Origin of the sequence: Methylobacterium organophilum, assembly GCF_022179465.1 — a bacterium.
GTDB classification, from domain to species: domain Bacteria; phylum Pseudomonadota; class Alphaproteobacteria; order Rhizobiales; family Beijerinckiaceae; genus Methylobacterium; species Methylobacterium organophilum.
Genome location: NZ_BPQV01000009.1, coordinates 144,797 through 159,006, shown reverse-complemented (window position 1 = coordinate 159,006; position 14,210 = coordinate 144,797). Strand labels below are relative to the sequence as shown.

The window sequence follows — 14,210 nt, the reverse complement described above, 5'->3', positions numbered from 1 at the left end:
AGCGTTCGCGGCGCGCCTGGGTGAGGGGCGCGCCGCGAAGGAGGTCAGTTCAGGTAGGTCTTGATCCAGTTCGGAGAGAGGATCTCGCCCTCTTCCGTGATGATCCAGGGTTGCTTCGACGGATCCGTCAGGGCGCCCCTGGCGGCGGCGAGCGCCTCGCGCAGGGTGTCGAAGCGCTCCGGTTCCGCGAGCGGCGACGCGTTTTGTGCGTTGCGCCAGATCGTCAGGTCGGCGGGTCGTTCGAGGGCCTCGGTTTCCATGTCTTGTTCTTCCTTATGAACCGTGTCCGTTCGGAGCATCGTCGTCGGGTGAAACATGGCCGACAACCAATGCGAGATGAGTTTCCGGGAGGATGGAAGCATCTCTGCGGCGGCTTTGCGGTCAATTCGGGCAATCACCATCAGGCCTGACACCGTTTTGACGCACTTCCTCGCACAAGCCGCACTCTGTTCGACGTGAATGCGACTTGCGACCGCCACGGCTGCTTCTCGTCTGTTAGTAAACAGCCTGCATTGGAAGTTGTGACTATTTCGTTAGCCTGTCCTTAGCTCGCCGGCCGTGCGCTGCCGCACCACCGCGCTTCCCCCGGTTAAAAACGGGGAATGCGTTGAACAGTCGCTGAACATGGCCCACTTAGCCTTGAGCCGGCGCGGCGGATGTTGCGCTGCAGCAACGCGTCTTTTCCTCGTGCCGGATCCCTCGCCCGTGCCGGATCGCTTCGTTCGGATCGCCCTCGGGCTCACCCTCGGCCTGCTGATCGCCTTCGTGGCGCAGCCCTACATCCTGGCCTTCTTCTATGCCGCGGACGCGCCCCGGGCGGTCACCGCGCGGGGCGACCTGTCGAGCGCCGAGCAATCCACGGTGGAACTCTTCGCCCGGGCGTCCCCGTCCGTCGTCCACGTCTTCGCGCAGGCGGCGGCGCAGGGCCGCAGCCTGATGGATCTCGACGAGGAGGGCAGCGAGCAGCAGCAGGGCAGCGGGACCCAGACCGGCACCGGCTTCGTCTGGGACGCGGCGGGCCACATCGTCACCAACAACCACGTCGTGCAGGGCGCGACGCAGGGCGGCGGCTCCATCTCCGTGCGCCTGTCGAACGGCGAGGTCGTCGGCGCGAGCGTCGTCGGCACCGCGCCGAACTACGATCTCGCCGTGCTGCGCCTCGGGCGCGTGGCCAAGATGCCACCGCCGCTCGCCATCGGCTCCTCGGCCGATCTCAAGGTCGGCCAGTCGGCCTTCGCCATCGGCAATCCCTTCGGCCTCGACCACACCCTGACGACCGGCGTGATCTCCGCCCTTCAGCGCCGCCTGCCGACGCAGGAGGGGAGGGAGCTTTCCGGCGTGATCCAGACGGATGCGGCCATCAATCCCGGCAATTCGGGCGGCCCGCTGCTAGATTCGGCCGGGCGGCTGATCGGCGTGAACACCGCGATCTTCTCCCCCTCCGGCGCGAGCGCGGGCATCGGCTTCGCCGTGCCGGTGGACGTGGTGAACCGCGTGGTGCCGGACCTGATTCGCAATGGCCGGGTGCGCAACCCGGGCATCGGCATCATTGCGGGGCAGGAGGCGACGGCGGCCCGCCTCGGCATCGATGGGGTGGTGGTGCTGCGGGTTCTGCCGGGCTCGCCCGCCGCCCGGGCCGGCCTGCGCGGGGTCGATCCCCAGACCAGCGAGATCGGCGATGTCATCGTGGGCGTGAACGACCGGCCGGTCCATCGCCTCGCCGACCTGAACGCCGCGGTCGAGGCGGCGGGGCTCGATAGCGCGGTGACGCTCCTCGTCGAGCGGGACGGGCGCATCCGAAAGGTCCGCGTCGACACGGCCGACATCGCGTCGAGCCGGCTCTGACACCTCTTCCGGAGGGTTCGGCCGGATTCGGAGCGACGCCTTTCAACGGGAGGCGCCGCCGGATAGGGTCGCCGCCCATCCCGTTCGTCCATGTCCTCCCGCGCCGAACCGGTCTCCCCTTCGGCGGAGGGCGCCCCATTCCCATCCGAGGCCCGGAGCCGGTTCCGCGCCGGACCGACAGCTTCCTCGAGTCGCGGCCTTGCTCCTCGCCCTCTGTCTTCTCGCCCTTCTCGGCCTGTGGTGGCTCGGCCGGACCGGGCGGCCGCTGCCCTTCCGGGCCGATCCGCGGCAGCTCTCCGGCTACGCGGTCCTGGTTCTGGCGGGGCTGTTCGCCCTGCGCGGGCGTGTCGAGATCGCCGCCCTCGTCGCCATCCTCGGCGTCTGGCTGCTGCAGGAGCGGGGCCGGCTCGGCGCGGTTTTCGCGCGGATGTTTCGCCCGGGCGCGCGCCGGGGAGGGGGGCTTCGCACGCGCATGATCGCCCTCGTGCAGGCGCCGGACGGCAGCCTCAGCGATGGGCGGGTGCTCGCCGGCCCGCTGCGCGGCCGGCTCCTGTCCTCGCTCGCCGTCCCGGAGCTCGTGGGGCTCCTCGTCGCCTGCGGATCCGCCGACCCGCAGGGCGCGGCGATCCTAGAAGCGTATCTGGACAGCCGGCGCCCCGGATGGCGTGAACACGCTGAGGGCGATGCGGACCCGGGGCCGCGCCGACCGCTTCAGCCAGGGCCGATGACGGAGGAGGAGGCCTATCAGATCCTGGGGCTTGAGCGCGGGGCGTCCCTCGACGAGGTCCGCACGGCGCATCGGGCGCTCATGAAACGCCTCCACCCGGATCAGGGGGGCAGCGTCGAGGGGGCGGCGCGGGTCAACGCGGCGCGGGACAGACTGACGAACCGACATCGCTAGAACTCCACGCGCGTTGTCGAAGGTCTCGGGTTTCTTCTTGGGGCGCGTCCGGGACGCACCCAGCCGTCACGGCTTGCTCGCTCGCATCCTCTCTCCGCCGGCGGCGGGACGGATCGGCTCGGGCCTTCAGCTCCGGGTGGCGAAGCAGTTGAAGCCGCTCTTCTTCAGCGCGGTGCAGGCATCCTGGGCGCTCGACTGCTCGGCGAATCCCGAGAAACGGGCACGGTACAGGGTGGCGCCGCCGTGGCTGACGCGCACGGTGTAGGGGGCGGCCTTGCCGAGCGCGCCGCCGGCCTTGGCGCGGGCCTCGGAGAGCATCGAGCGCGCCTTGTCCTCGTCGTCCATGGCGCCGAGCTGGATCACCCAAGGGGTCGGGACCACCGGCTTGGAATCGGCGGCCTTGGCCGGACCCTCGACCCGGGAGGCGGCGCCCTCGACCGAGGGGAGGCGGGCGGTCTGCTTGCCGCTGGCGCTGGGGAAGGGGGCCTGCGCGGGCGAGCCGGCATAGGCCTGGGCGGCGCCGGGGATCGCGCCGGAGCGGCGCGCCATGCCCGGGGTCGTGGTGGCGGCCAGCGGACGCACGGCGTTGGTGGAGCTCGTGGTCTCGACCTCCTCCTCGTCGTCGGCCGAGGCGACCTGGGTGCGGGTGGCGGAGACCTGGTCGGCGACCACCGCCGGACGGCCGCGCTCGGCCACCTCGACGACGGGGCCGGTCTGGCGGGCCCCGGCATAGGCACGGGGCAGGTGGGTGCGCACCAGATCGGCCATGATCCGGTCGCGGCTCGCCCCCGACTTGCCGCCGAGCACGATCGCCACGATCTGGCGGTCGTTCGACTTGGCCGCGGTCATCAGGTTGAAGCCGGAATCGCGCGTGTAGCCGGTCTTGATGCCGTCCACGCCCTCGACATTGCCGAGCAGGTGGTTGTGGTTGCCGATGACGCGCCCGCGGAAGGCGAAGGAGCGCGTCTGGAAATAGCGATAGTAGCGCGGGAAGCGGTCCTGGATCGCGCGGGCGAGGATGGTGAGGTCGCGCGCGGTGGTGATCTGGTCCGGGTCGGGCAGGCCGGAGGCGTTGGCGTAGTGCGTGCGGCTCATGCCGAGCGCCTGGGCCTTGCGGGTCATCATCTCGGCGAAGCGCGCCTCGGAGCCGGCGATGTTCTCGCCGATGGCGCAGGCCACGTCGTTGGCGGATTTGGTGACGATCGCCTTGATCGCGTCCTCGACCTCGATGGTCGAGCCCGGGCGCAGGCCGAGCTTGGACGGGGCCTGGCGGGCGGCGTTGGCGGAGATCTCGAGGGGCGTGTCGAGCTGGTAGCGGCCGCGCTCGAGCTGCTCGAACAGCAGGTAGAGCGTCATCACCTTGGTGATCGAGGCCGGGTGGCGCGGGGAATCCTCGTTGATGGCGTGCAGCACCTTGCCGGACTTCACGTCCACGACCATGGCCGCGTAGGGCGGGTTGTAGCCGCCGGCGGAGGGCCGGTGGTGGCGGCCGCGCTTGGCCTCGGCGGACGCGCTGAAGGCGACGACCATGACAGCCGCCACCAGAGCCGACAGCGCGCGGGATGTCCTCAAGCCGCCGACAACGCAACGCATCACGATAGACCCCGCCCCGCCTGTCCGGGTCCCGCTCGACGGACCCACACCTTCTCGTTGGGTGACGGTATGCAAAGGCGGTTACGCGCCCGTTAATGCGCTGCGATACGTCGGCAAAACCGCTTTTTCGCCCAACCCGTAAACAGATCGGGGGCGCCATGTCCGAGGCGGGGACGGACAAGTTCGCGCACCGACTGGCGCAGTCGTTTCCCGGCCTATAGATTGCTTGACGAAGCGAGCGCGTCACCCGGCGCGTCACCCCAGGTCAAGGGTTCGGTTCGGTTCAGATGTCAGTCATCCCCAGGCAGGGCAGGATGCCGATGCAGGGCAGGGCGGCCGCGATCACGGCGGGTCCGCGAGGCTCGGGCGACGACGACCGGTCGGGCACCGCGATCATCACGCGCACCAAGCCGCGCACCAAGCGGCCGAGCCTGTATCGCGTGCTGCTCCTCAACGACGACTACACGCCGATGGAGTTCGTGGTTCACGTCCTCGAGCGGTTCTTCAACCGCAGCCACGAGGACGCCTACCAGATCATGCTCCACGTTCACCAGAACGGCGTCGGCGAGTGCGGCGTGTACACCTACGAGGTCGCCGAGACGAAGGTAACGCAGGTGATGGATTTCGCGCGAAAGCACCAACACCCGCTTCAGTGCGTTATGGAAAAGAAATAGGCTCTCGCGAGAAAAGGCCCGAGCATTGCCAAGCTTCTCCCGCAGTCTGGAACAGGCCCTTCACAGAGCCCTCGCCCTGGCGGGCGAGCGGCGCCACGAATACGCGACGCTGGAACATCTCCTGCTCGCCCTCGTCGACGATCAGGACGCAGCCGCGGTCATGCGCGCCTGCAACGTCGAGATCGACGTGCTCAAGCGCAATCTCGTCGAATATGTCGACACCGAGCATTCCAACCTGATCGGTGACGGGCGGCAGGACGCCAAGCCCACGGCGGGCTTCCAGCGCGTGATCCAGCGCGCGGTGATCCACGTCCAATCCTCCGGCCGGGAGGAGGTGACCGGAGCGAACGTGCTCGTGGCGATCTTCGCCGAGCGCGAGAGCCACGCCGCCTACTTCCTGCAGGAGCAGGACATGACCCGCTACGACGCGGTCAACTACATCAGCCACGGCATCGCCAAGCGCCCCGGCGCCTCGGAATCGAAGCCTGTGCGCGGGGCGGAGGAAGACAGCTCCGAGCGTCCCGGCGGCGGCGACGAGGAGGCCCGCGGCACCAAGAAGAAGGGTGACGCGCTCGAAGCCTACTGCGTCAACCTCAACAAGAAGGCCCGGGACGGCAAGATCGACCCGCTGATCGGCCGCCACGCCGAGGTGGAGCGCACGATCCAGGTGCTCTGCCGCCGCCAGAAGAACAATCCGCTGCTGGTGGGCGATCCCGGCGTCGGCAAGACCGCGATCGCGGAGGGCCTCGCCCGCAAGATCATCCAGCACGAGGTGCCGGAGGTCCTGGCCGACGCCACCGTGTTCTCCCTGGACATGGGCACGCTGCTCGCCGGCACCCGCTATCGCGGCGACTTCGAGGAGCGCCTCAAGCAGGTGATGAAGGAGATCGAGGCGCATCCCAACGCGATCATGTTCATCGACGAGATCCACACCGTGATCGGTGCGGGCGCCACCTCGGGCGGCGCGATGGACGCCTCGAACCTGCTGAAGCCCGCTCTGGCCTCGGGCGCCCTGCGCTGCATCGGCTCGACCACCTACAAGGAGTACCGCCAGTACTTCGAGAAGGATCGCGCCCTGGTGCGCCGGTTCCAGAAGATCGACGTCAACGAGCCGTCGATCCCCGACACGATCGAGATCCTGAAGGGCCTGAAGCCGTATTTCGAGGAGTTCCACAAGCTCAAGTACACGAACGAGGCCGTGAAGGCCGCGGTCGAGCTGTCGGCGCGCTACATCAACGACCGCAAGCTGCCCGACAAGGCCATCGACGTGATCGACGAGACCGGTGCCTCGCAGATGCTGGTGCCGGAGGCGCGCCGCAAGCGCACCATCGGCATCAAGGAGATCGAGGCGACCATCGCCACGATGGCGCGCATTCCGCCCAAGACCGTGTCGAAGGACGACGCGGTGGTGCTTCAGAACCTCACCGAGAACCTGAAGCGGGTGGTCTACGGCCAGTCGAACGCCATCGAGGCGCTCACCTCGGCGATCAAGCTGGCCCGCGCTGGCCTGCGCGATCCCGACAAGCCGATCGGCTCCTACCTGTTCGCCGGCCCGACCGGCGTCGGTAAGACGGAGGCCGCCAAGCAGCTCGCCGCGTCGCTGGGCGTCGAGATGCTGCGCTTCGACATGTCGGAATACATGGAGCGCCACACGGTCTCGCGCCTGATCGGCGCGCCGCCCGGCTATGTCGGCTTCGACCAAGGCGGCCTGCTCACCGACGGCATCGACCAGCACCCGCATTGCGTGCTGCTCCTCGACGAGATCGAGAAGGCGCATCCGGACCTGTTCAACATCCTCCTGCAGGTGATGGACCACGGGAAGCTGACCGACCACAACGGCAAGCAGGTCGATTTCCGCAACGTGATCATCATCATGACCTCGAATGCGGGCGCCTCGGATCTGGCCAAGTCGGCCTACGGCTTCACCCAGAACAAGCGCTCCGGCGACGACGTCGAGGCGATCAACCGCCTGTTCGCGCCGGAATTCCGCAACCGGCTCGACGCGATCATCTCCTTCGGCCACCTGCCGAAGGAGGTCGTCGCCAAGGTGGTCGACAAGTTCGTGCTCCAGCTCGAGGCGCAGCTCGCCGACCGCAACGTCACGATCGAGCTCTCGGACGAGGCCCGCGACTGGCTGGTGGAGAATGGCTACGACGACGCCATGGGCGCGCGCCCGATGGCCCGTCTGATCCAGTCGACCATCAAGACGCCGCTGGCCGACGAGGTGCTGTTCGGTCAGCTCAAGAACGGCGGCACCGTCCGCGTCGTGCTGCGCCAGCCGGAAGGCACCAAGGCCGGCGAGAAGGCGAGCCTCGGCTTCGAGTATCCCGCCGGTCCGGTCACGCCCCGCCCGGAGAAGGACGTGACCAACGCGGCCAAGCGCCGTCGCTCCAAGCCGCGCTCGGCCGCCCGCGCCAAGAAGGCGGCCAAGAGCGACCCGAACCCGCCCGCCGGCGGGTCGGGCGGCACGCGCAAGCCGCCGAACACCGTGCCGAAGGTCCCGCTCAAGGTCTGATCGCCTTGAGGCAGGGCATGTGAAGCGGCCCGCCTTCCGGTGACGGAAGTGCGGGCCGCTCTCGCTTCCGGGTTGCCTTCGCCGCCGCAACCCCGGATATGCCGGGAACGCGCACCGGCGCGGTCGATCGCGCCACGGAAACGAGATGAGGGGAGCATGACCAGCGACGCGCAGGAGGAGCCGCTCACCCCGGTCTCGGCGCCGCCCGCTCCGGCCAAGCCCCGGAAGCCGACCGCGCGCGAGGAGCGCCGGCGGCGGCGGCGCAACCGGCACCGCTACGAGGAGATCCTGGGCTGGATCCTGGTGCCTCTGATCGTTGTCGCGATCTATTGGGGCGTGACCGCGGGACTCGACTTCATGGGCACCTCCCCGGGCCAGGTCTGGGACCAGCTCATGCAGGTGAAGGCCGCCCTCCAGAAGAAGGCGGGCTGACGCGCTCCGAGCTACCGGCTCGGGCGTACGGCTGCTTCATCCGGTTTGCGTCCGATCGAAGCGGCTTTTCCCTCTCCCCGACTGATCCCGGGCTTGCCCGGGATCAGCAAGCGATGCCGAGATCGGGCAAGCCAGAGTTCGGGTGCGGCGAAAGGATGCGCGCTCGGGCGGGAGTGCGCGCTCGCGCCTCTCCTTCAAGCCGATCCCGGCCTCACTGCACCAGCACCGCCTGATCGCAGCGCACGCCGTCGGCGGAGACGTCGGCCGAACCGATGCGGATGCCGAGCGCCCGCAGGGTGTTGTCGAGGACGAGGTCGATGGCCGGGGCCGCCGTGTTCAGCACGGCCAGGGTCAGGGGCTTCAGCGTCGGCAGGGAGAGCACGCCGAGGCCGTTCAGCTCCAGCGACATGGAGGCGAGCAGGCTCGCGGTGGCCGAGCCGACGAGCCCCGTCGAGGAGACGGTGCGGACGCGGTTGCGGGCGATGTCGTCGGCGCTGAAGGTCACGGTCTGGCTGTTGGAGGGGCCGATCGTCGTGCGCGCGCGGCCGGTGATGACGAGGGGAGGCAGGGCGAGCCGCAGCAGCTCCGCGGGCTGGCTGAGATTGGGCGCGGCGCCCGACCCGTCGATGGCGGAGGCGGGAACGTTGGCGATGGCGAGGTCGACGGCCCCTGGGCGCACGTCGAGGCTCATCGAGCGGGCGCTCGATTCGGTCCAGGGGCAGGAGACGGAGCGCAAGGTCGCCTGGCCATAGGCCGCTTCCGCATAGACCGGCAGCGACAGGGTGCCGAGGCCGAGGGGAGCGGTGAGGCCCGCTTCGATCAGCACGCGGGTCTGGGCCGTGCGCACCGTCGCCCTGGGGCTGTTCGGCTGCACCCAGCCCGAACTCTGACGGCGCTCGCCGACGGCGACGGTGACGCGGGTCCGGGTCAGGCCCGGGATGGTCAGGCCGAGATCGACGGAGACTTGGCGCGTGCCGTTGGCGGCGGCGACCGCCGCCGAGAGCAGATCGTAGGTGCCGACCGAGGGGCCGCGGCTGCCGCGCCCGGGCGCTAGTGCGCCCGCATCGCCGAGATCGAGCACCTGGGCGACGTTGAGCCGCCCGGCGGAGGCCGAGGCGGCGGCTCGGACCTGGGACAGGGCCGCGGCGGCGCTGGCATCCGGCACGCTGGCCGAGAGCGCGGTCAGGATCTGCCCGACGCTGGCATTGGCGGAGACGACGTCGTTGTAGCTCGCCGCCTGGAGACTCAGGGAATTCGCCAGGGAATCCAGGAAGCGGAAGGTGTCGACCCGGCTGTTCAGCAGGGCGTCGTAATCCATCGCGCTCAGGGAGAGCTTGGCGCCGAGCAGGGCACCGAGCAGGGCATTGGCGATGCCGCCGTCGAGGGAGACCAGGCCGGATCCGATGGTGAAGGCCCCGAATCGCGCCGTGGCCGCGGTGCCTTCGGCGGTGACGGGAAAGCTGGAGGGCAGGCCGAGCACGGGGGCGAACAGGGTCTTCGCCGCCGCCGTGAGGGTGACGCGGACCGCGTTCGGCGGCTTGCCGCCCGGCTGGAACCGGCTTGCGGCGCTGCTCCCGCTCTCCGCGGAATAGGTGCCCGGCAGGACGACGGCCTTGGAGCAATCGGCATAGCCGTTGTCGGCGAGGGAGCGGCAGGCGGTCCCCAGGGCGGCGGAGGGATCGGCTGCGGCCAGCGAGGCGGCCAGGTCGACGGCCCCCTGGGCCCGGCGCTTGGCCCCGTAGAGAGCGCCGAGATCGACGCCGATCGCGGCCGCCCCGAGGATCGCGGTCATGCCGAGGGCGCCGAACACCGCGACCGAGCCATGTCGGTCCTGTGTGAAGAACCGTCGCGGGAAGAGCGTGCGGAGGGGCATGGTCACAGCCCCCCGCGGCGCACGCTGAAGGAGCTTGTGAGGACGGCGGGCGCGACCAGGGCGATTCCCGGCACCGAAGCGAGGCCGAGGCTGCGCGCGTCGAAGGTCAGCGTAACCCGATAGAGTTGCGGGTCGGCGGGATCGTCGGCGATGGCGGTGTCGATGCTGCCGGGGCGGATCAGCGAGCCGGAGGCGAGGCCGGCCTTCACGCTCTGAAGGGCGAGGGACGTGCGCTCGGCGTCGTTGATGCCGGCAATCGAGGCGCGGGCCGCTTCCGCCGCAAGCTGACGCAGGTTGTGGGCCGCGCCGAGATAGATGGCGCAGGTGAAGATGTTCATCACAATCAGCAGGAGCACGGGCAGGATCAGCGCGAATTCGATCGCGGAGGCGCCCCTGCTGCAGGACAGGCAGTCGATCCTTCGGATGTTCGCGAAAATCCTGCGCGATCTCTGAAGAGCGGTCGTCATCGTGGTCGCCGCGGGTGAAGGAACGGAGACCTTCATTTGACGGCGCGGCGGGATCGAACCGGTTAACTCGGTTCGAGTGTTCACAATCTGTAATTGTAATCAGTTTTCCGCTTTTGGAAGCTGGGCGCGCGGGTCAAGGCCCGATTCCGCCATGCTGCACCGCAGCGGCGATTTGCGTCGCAAAACTGATATGCTCAGTCTCAGCATATCTGGACAACGACCGGAGCCACGCCTACTTTAGTCGGCACAATGCTCAAAGTGAGCATAAAGGCAGGTGCCGATGGCTCTTTCCTCTCTCGCCCGCCCGGTGGACCGCGCCGAGGGCTTCCCGCTCGCCGACATCTACGATCGCGTCAGCCGGCACGTTCCGGCCATCGAGTGGCCCGCCCTCGCGCCGGACGTGGAAGCGATCCTGCGGCTGAAGCGGGAGCGGAACGCCGTGATCCTGGCCCATAACTACCAGGCGCCGGAGATCTTCCACACGGTCTCGGACATCGTCGGCGACAGCCTGGCGCTCGCCCGCGAGGCGGTGAACGTGGACGCGGACGTGATCGTGCTCGCCGGCGTGCACTTCATGGCCGAGACCGCCAAGCTCCTGAACCCCGAGAAGACGGTGCTGATCCCCGACATGGGCGCCGGCTGCTCGCTCGCCGATTCGATCACGCCGGCGGATGTGCGGGCGCTGCGGGCGAAGTATCCCGGCGTGCCGGTGGTGACCTACGTCAACACCTCCGCGGCGGTGAAGGCCGAATCGGACCTGTGCTGCACCTCCGGCAATGCCGTCGACGTGGTGCGCTCCCTCGGCGTGCCGCGGGTGCTGATGATCCCGGACGAATTCTTGGCCCGCAACGTCCAGCAGCTCGTGCCCGAGGTGGAGATCCTGACCTGGGCCGGCCATTGCGAGGTGCACGAGCGCTTCACCCCGGCCGACATCGCCGAGGTGCGCGACAGCTATCCCGGCATCACCGTGATCGCACATCCGGAATGCCCGCCGGAGGTGGTCGAGGCCTCGGACTTCTCCGGTTCGACGGCGATGATGATGAACTACGTCACCGCGAAGCGCCCCGCGCAGGTGGTGCTGGTGACGGAATGCTCGATGGCGGACAACATCGCCGTGGCGAACCCGGACATCGAATTCATCAAGCCCTGCAACCTGTGCCCGCATATGAAGCGGATGTCGCTCAGGAACATCCGCCGGGCGCTGGAGACGATGAGCCACGAGATCACCGTCGAGCCCGCGCTTGCGGACCGTGCCCGGCAGGCGGTGGAGCGCATGCTCGCCGTGAAGCCGACCCCCGTGGTCACCAAGGTCGCGAACGCCTGATGAGTGTCCTTCCGCGCAGCCCGGCCGACCGCGTGATCGTGGTCGGCGCGGGCGTGGCCGGCCTCAGCGTGGCCCTGCGTCTCGCCCCCCGCCCGGTCACCCTCGTCACCGCCGCGCCCCTCGGGCTCGGCACCGCCACGGGCTGGGCCCAGGGCGGCATCGCTGCCGCGATCGGCGCCGACGACGCGCCGGCCCTGCATGCCGACGACACGCTCGCCGCCGGGGCGGGCCTGAGCGAGCCGGATATCGCGCTGGCCGTGGCCGAGGCGGGGCCGCGCCTCGTCGAATGGCTGGTCGGCCTGCGCACCGGCTTCGACCGGGAGGCGGACGGCGCCCTGGCCCTGGGGCTGGAGGCTGCTCATAGCCGCCGCCGCATCGTGCGGGCGAAGGGCGATTCCACCGGCCGCATGGTGCTCGAAGCCCTGGCCGCCGCGGCGCGTGCCTGCCCCTCCATCGAGGTGCTGGAAGCCGAGGCCCGCGCCCTGATGCAGGACGGCGAGGGTCGGGTCCGCGGCCTCGTCTGCGCCCGTGACGGTGCCACCTTCCGGCTGCCCGCCGCGGCGGTGGTGCTCGCCACCGGCGGCGTCGGCGCGCTCTACGCCTCGACCACCAATCCCCGCGGCGCCCTCGGGCGCGGCCTGCTCATTGCGGCGCGGGCCGGTGCGGTGCTGCGGGACCTCGAATTCGTGCAGTTCCACCCGACCGCCATCGCGGCCGGGGCCGATCCCATGCCACTCGCCACCGAGGCCCTGCGCGGCGAGGGCGCCGCCCTGATCGATCAGCACGGCGAGCGGGTGATGGCGGGCATCGCCGGCGGCGATCTCGCGCCCCGCGATGTGGTCGCCCGGGCGATCTTCCAGGCCCAGGCCCGGGGCGCCCAGGTCTTCCTCGACGCGACCGGCGATCTCGGCCGGCGCATGCCGGGGCGCTTCCCCACCGTGGCGGGGCTCTGCGCCGAGGCCGGCATCGACCCGGCGACGCAGCCGATCCCGGTGCGGCCGGCGGCGCATTACCACATGGGCGGCGTGAAGGTGGATGCGGCCGGGCGCACCAGCGTGCCGGGCCTCTGGGCCTGCGGCGAGGTCTCCTCCACGGGCCTGCACGGCGCCAACCGGCTCGCCAGCAACTCCCTCCTCGAAGCCCTGGCCTTCGGCCGCTGGATCGCCGAGTCGATCGAGGGCAGCGCGCTCGCCCTCGGCGCTCCGCCGATGCGGCCCGCCTCGGCTTCGGCCGCGGCCCCCGTCTCGGCCCTGGCGGAGGTCCGCGCCCTCATGGAGCGCCATGTCGGCGTGGTGCGCGAGGCGAAGGGCCTCGAAGGGGCGGTCGCCCGGCTCTCGGAGCTCGCCGCGTCCGGCTGCGAGGCCGCCCTCACCGGCCTGATGATCGCTGCCTGCGCCCGGGAGCGCCGCGAGAGCCGCGGCGCCCATTGGCGGGCCGACCATCCCGAACAGGCGCCCCCGCGCCACTCGGAGACGACCCTGTCCGCGATCCTCGCCGGCACCGGCGCGGAGCAAACGATCCGCGAGCGCGCCGATGCCTGACGAACCCTTGAGCCCGCTGCCGCGCCTGCTGGTCGAGCCTCTGGTGCGGGCCGCGCTGCTGGAGGATCTCGGCCGGGCCGGCGACGTGACCACCGACGCCATCGTGCCCGCCTCCGCCCGGCTCGACGGCGTCATCGCCGCCCGCCAGAACGGCGTGATCGCCGGCACGGATGCGGCCTTGATCGCCTTCGCGCTGATCGATCCCGCGGTCTCGGTCGAGGTGGAGCGGGGCGAGGGCGCCCGCATCGCCCCCGGCGACGTAGTGCTGCGCCTGTCCGGTCCCGCCCGGGCCATCCTTACCGCCGAGCGCGTCGCCCTGAACCTGCTCTGCCGGCTCTCCGGGGTCGCCACCGCCACCGCCTCCCTGGTCGAGGCGGCCCGGCCCCACGGCCATGCCCGGATCGTGTGCACCCGCAAGACCACGCCGGGCCTGCGTGCCTTGGAGAAGCATGCGGTGCGGGCGGGGGGCGGCTCGAACCACCGCTTCGGCCTCGACGACGCCGTGCTCATCAAGGACAACCACATCGCCGTGGCCGGCGGCATCGTGCCGGCGATCGAGCGGGCGCGCCGCAACGCGGGCCACCTCGTGAAGATCGAGGTGGAGGTCGACACCCTCTCTCAGCTCGAACAGGCCCTCTCCGTGGGCGCCGATGCCGTGCTCCTCGACAATATGAGCCCCGAAACCCTGCGCGAGGCGGTCCGGATGATCGACGGCCGCGCCATCGCCGAGGCTTCGGGGCGCATCAACCTGGAGACGGTCGGCCCGGTCGCCGCCTCGGGCGTCGACCTGATCTCGGTCGGCTGGATCACCCACAGCGCGCCGATCATCGATCTCGGCCTCGACGCCGCCTGACGCGTCGCGCGGGAAGGCGCGCAGGCTCCGGCCTTGGAGACGGGCAAAACAAACGTTCCCGTGAGGGCCGGGCAGAAGGCTGGAATCCTTCAAGTTACGGCGGCGCTGCCACAGTGTTGCCACGCGGTCACGAAGTCGGGCGAACCTGCTTCGCAGCGCGGAATAAGCTTGGCTTTACGGCGGCGGAGTTTA

General features: G+C 70.1%; 12 protein-coding genes. 8 read left to right on the top strand and 4 right to left on the bottom strand.

Translation table 11 applies throughout. The features are described 5' to 3' along the window. Window positions 1-44: 44 nt before the first annotated feature. Window positions 45-260: a hypothetical protein gene (locus MFF21_RS15880; RefSeq protein ID WP_238312348.1), complete on the bottom strand. Its 216-nt coding sequence runs from the start codon at window positions 258-260 to the stop codon at window positions 45-47. 445 nt (window positions 261-705) lie between these two features. On the opposite strand from MFF21_RS15880, the gene MFF21_RS15875 reads away from it, so the two are divergent. Continuing rightward, window positions 706-1,845, top strand: coding sequence for a S1C family serine protease (locus MFF21_RS15875; RefSeq protein ID WP_238312233.1), 1,140 nt, complete (start codon window positions 706-708; stop codon window positions 1,843-1,845). A gap of 199 nt (window positions 1,846-2,044) precedes the next feature. Continuing rightward, window positions 2,045-2,746 (top strand): J domain-containing protein, encoded by a 702-nt coding sequence (locus MFF21_RS15870; protein WP_238312231.1) that lies wholly within the window; start codon window positions 2,045-2,047, stop codon window positions 2,744-2,746. 126 nt (window positions 2,747-2,872) lie between these two features. On the opposite strand, the gene MFF21_RS15865 is transcribed toward MFF21_RS15870, so the two are convergent. Then, window positions 2,873-4,339 (bottom strand): D-alanyl-D-alanine carboxypeptidase, encoded by a 1,467-nt coding sequence (locus MFF21_RS15865; protein WP_238312347.1) that lies wholly within the window; start codon window positions 4,337-4,339, stop codon window positions 2,873-2,875. A 314-nt stretch (window positions 4,340-4,653) separates the two neighbouring features. Between MFF21_RS15865 and clpS the strand changes: the two genes are divergently transcribed. The 3 genes from clpS (at window position 4,654) to MFF21_RS15850 (ending at window position 7,960) form a co-directional block, all read left to right on the top strand. Continuing rightward, the gene (clpS, locus tag MFF21_RS15860) at window positions 4,654-5,013 is read left to right on the top strand and encodes an ATP-dependent Clp protease adapter ClpS (protein WP_373325033.1); all 360 of its coding nucleotides are present in this window, start codon (window positions 4,654-4,656) and stop codon (window positions 5,011-5,013) included. 25 nt (window positions 5,014-5,038) lie between these two features. Then, window positions 5,039-7,528, top strand: coding sequence for an ATP-dependent Clp protease ATP-binding subunit ClpA (clpA, locus tag MFF21_RS15855; RefSeq protein WP_238312230.1), 2,490 nt, complete (start codon window positions 5,039-5,041; stop codon window positions 7,526-7,528). A 156-nt stretch (window positions 7,529-7,684) separates the two neighbouring features. After that, entirely contained in the window at window positions 7,685-7,960 is a 276-nt protein-coding gene (locus MFF21_RS15850; protein ID WP_238312228.1) for a hypothetical protein, read from the top strand. A gap of 211 nt (window positions 7,961-8,171) precedes the next feature. Here the strand turns inward: MFF21_RS15850 and MFF21_RS15845 are convergent, their stop codons facing one another. Further along, complete coding sequence (locus MFF21_RS15845) at window positions 8,172-9,833, bottom strand: TadG family pilus assembly protein (RefSeq protein ID WP_238312226.1); 1,662 nt, start codon at window positions 9,831-9,833, stop codon at window positions 8,172-8,174. A gap of 2 nt (window positions 9,834-9,835) precedes the next feature. Continuing rightward, window positions 9,836-10,300 (bottom strand): TadE/TadG family type IV pilus assembly protein, encoded by a 465-nt coding sequence (locus tag MFF21_RS15840; RefSeq protein WP_283206539.1) that lies wholly within the window; start codon window positions 10,298-10,300, stop codon window positions 9,836-9,838. A gap of 280 nt (window positions 10,301-10,580) precedes the next feature. On the opposite strand from MFF21_RS15840, the gene nadA reads away from it, so the two are divergent. The 3 genes from nadA to nadC are packed head-to-tail and all read left to right on the top strand — an operon-like array spanning window position 10,581 to window position 14,018. Beyond that, the gene (gene nadA, locus MFF21_RS15835) at window positions 10,581-11,624 is read left to right on the top strand and encodes a quinolinate synthase NadA (protein ID WP_238312223.1); all 1,044 of its coding nucleotides are present in this window, start codon (window positions 10,581-10,583) and stop codon (window positions 11,622-11,624) included. Continuing rightward, complete coding sequence (locus MFF21_RS15830; protein WP_238312221.1) at window positions 11,624-13,165, top strand: L-aspartate oxidase; 1,542 nt, start codon at window positions 11,624-11,626, stop codon at window positions 13,163-13,165. The genes nadA and MFF21_RS15830 overlap by 1 nt, the downstream gene beginning before the upstream one ends. Beyond that, window positions 13,158-14,018 (top strand): carboxylating nicotinate-nucleotide diphosphorylase, encoded by an 861-nt coding sequence (gene nadC / locus MFF21_RS15825; protein ID WP_238312219.1) that lies wholly within the window; start codon window positions 13,158-13,160, stop codon window positions 14,016-14,018. Before MFF21_RS15830 ends, nadC begins: the two co-directional genes overlap by 8 nt. Window positions 14,019-14,210 lie beyond the last annotated feature (192 nt).

What these genes read in the sequence shown, in the direction of transcription:
- MFF21_RS15850 (WP_238312228.1), top strand. Translation starts at nt 7,685, where the DNA reads ATGACCAGCGACGCGCAGGAGGAGCCGCTCACCCCGGTCTCGGCGCCG.
- nadA (WP_238312223.1), top strand. Translation starts at nt 10,581, where the DNA reads ATGGCTCTTTCCTCTCTCGCCCGCCCGGTGGACCGCGCCGAGGGCTTC.
- MFF21_RS15830 (WP_238312221.1), top strand. Translation starts at nt 11,624, where the DNA reads ATGAGTGTCCTTCCGCGCAGCCCGGCCGACCGCGTGATCGTGGTCGGC.
- MFF21_RS15840 (WP_283206539.1), bottom strand. Translation starts at nt 10,300, where the DNA reads ATGACGACCGCTCTTCAGAGATCGCGCAGGATTTTCGCGAACATCCGA.
- MFF21_RS15845 (WP_238312226.1), bottom strand. Translation starts at nt 9,833, where the DNA reads ATGCCCCTCCGCACGCTCTTCCCGCGACGGTTCTTCACACAGGACCGA.
- MFF21_RS15880 (WP_238312348.1), bottom strand. Translation starts at nt 260, where the DNA reads ATGGAAACCGAGGCCCTCGAACGACCCGCCGACCTGACGATCTGGCGC.
- nadC (WP_238312219.1), top strand. Translation starts at nt 13,158, where the DNA reads ATGCCTGACGAACCCTTGAGCCCGCTGCCGCGCCTGCTGGTCGAGCCT.
- MFF21_RS15865 (WP_238312347.1), bottom strand. Translation starts at nt 4,339, where the DNA reads ATGCGTTGCGTTGTCGGCGGCTTGAGGACATCCCGCGCGCTGTCGGCT.
- clpS (WP_373325033.1), top strand. Translation starts at nt 4,654, where the DNA reads ATGCCGATGCAGGGCAGGGCGGCCGCGATCACGGCGGGTCCGCGAGGC.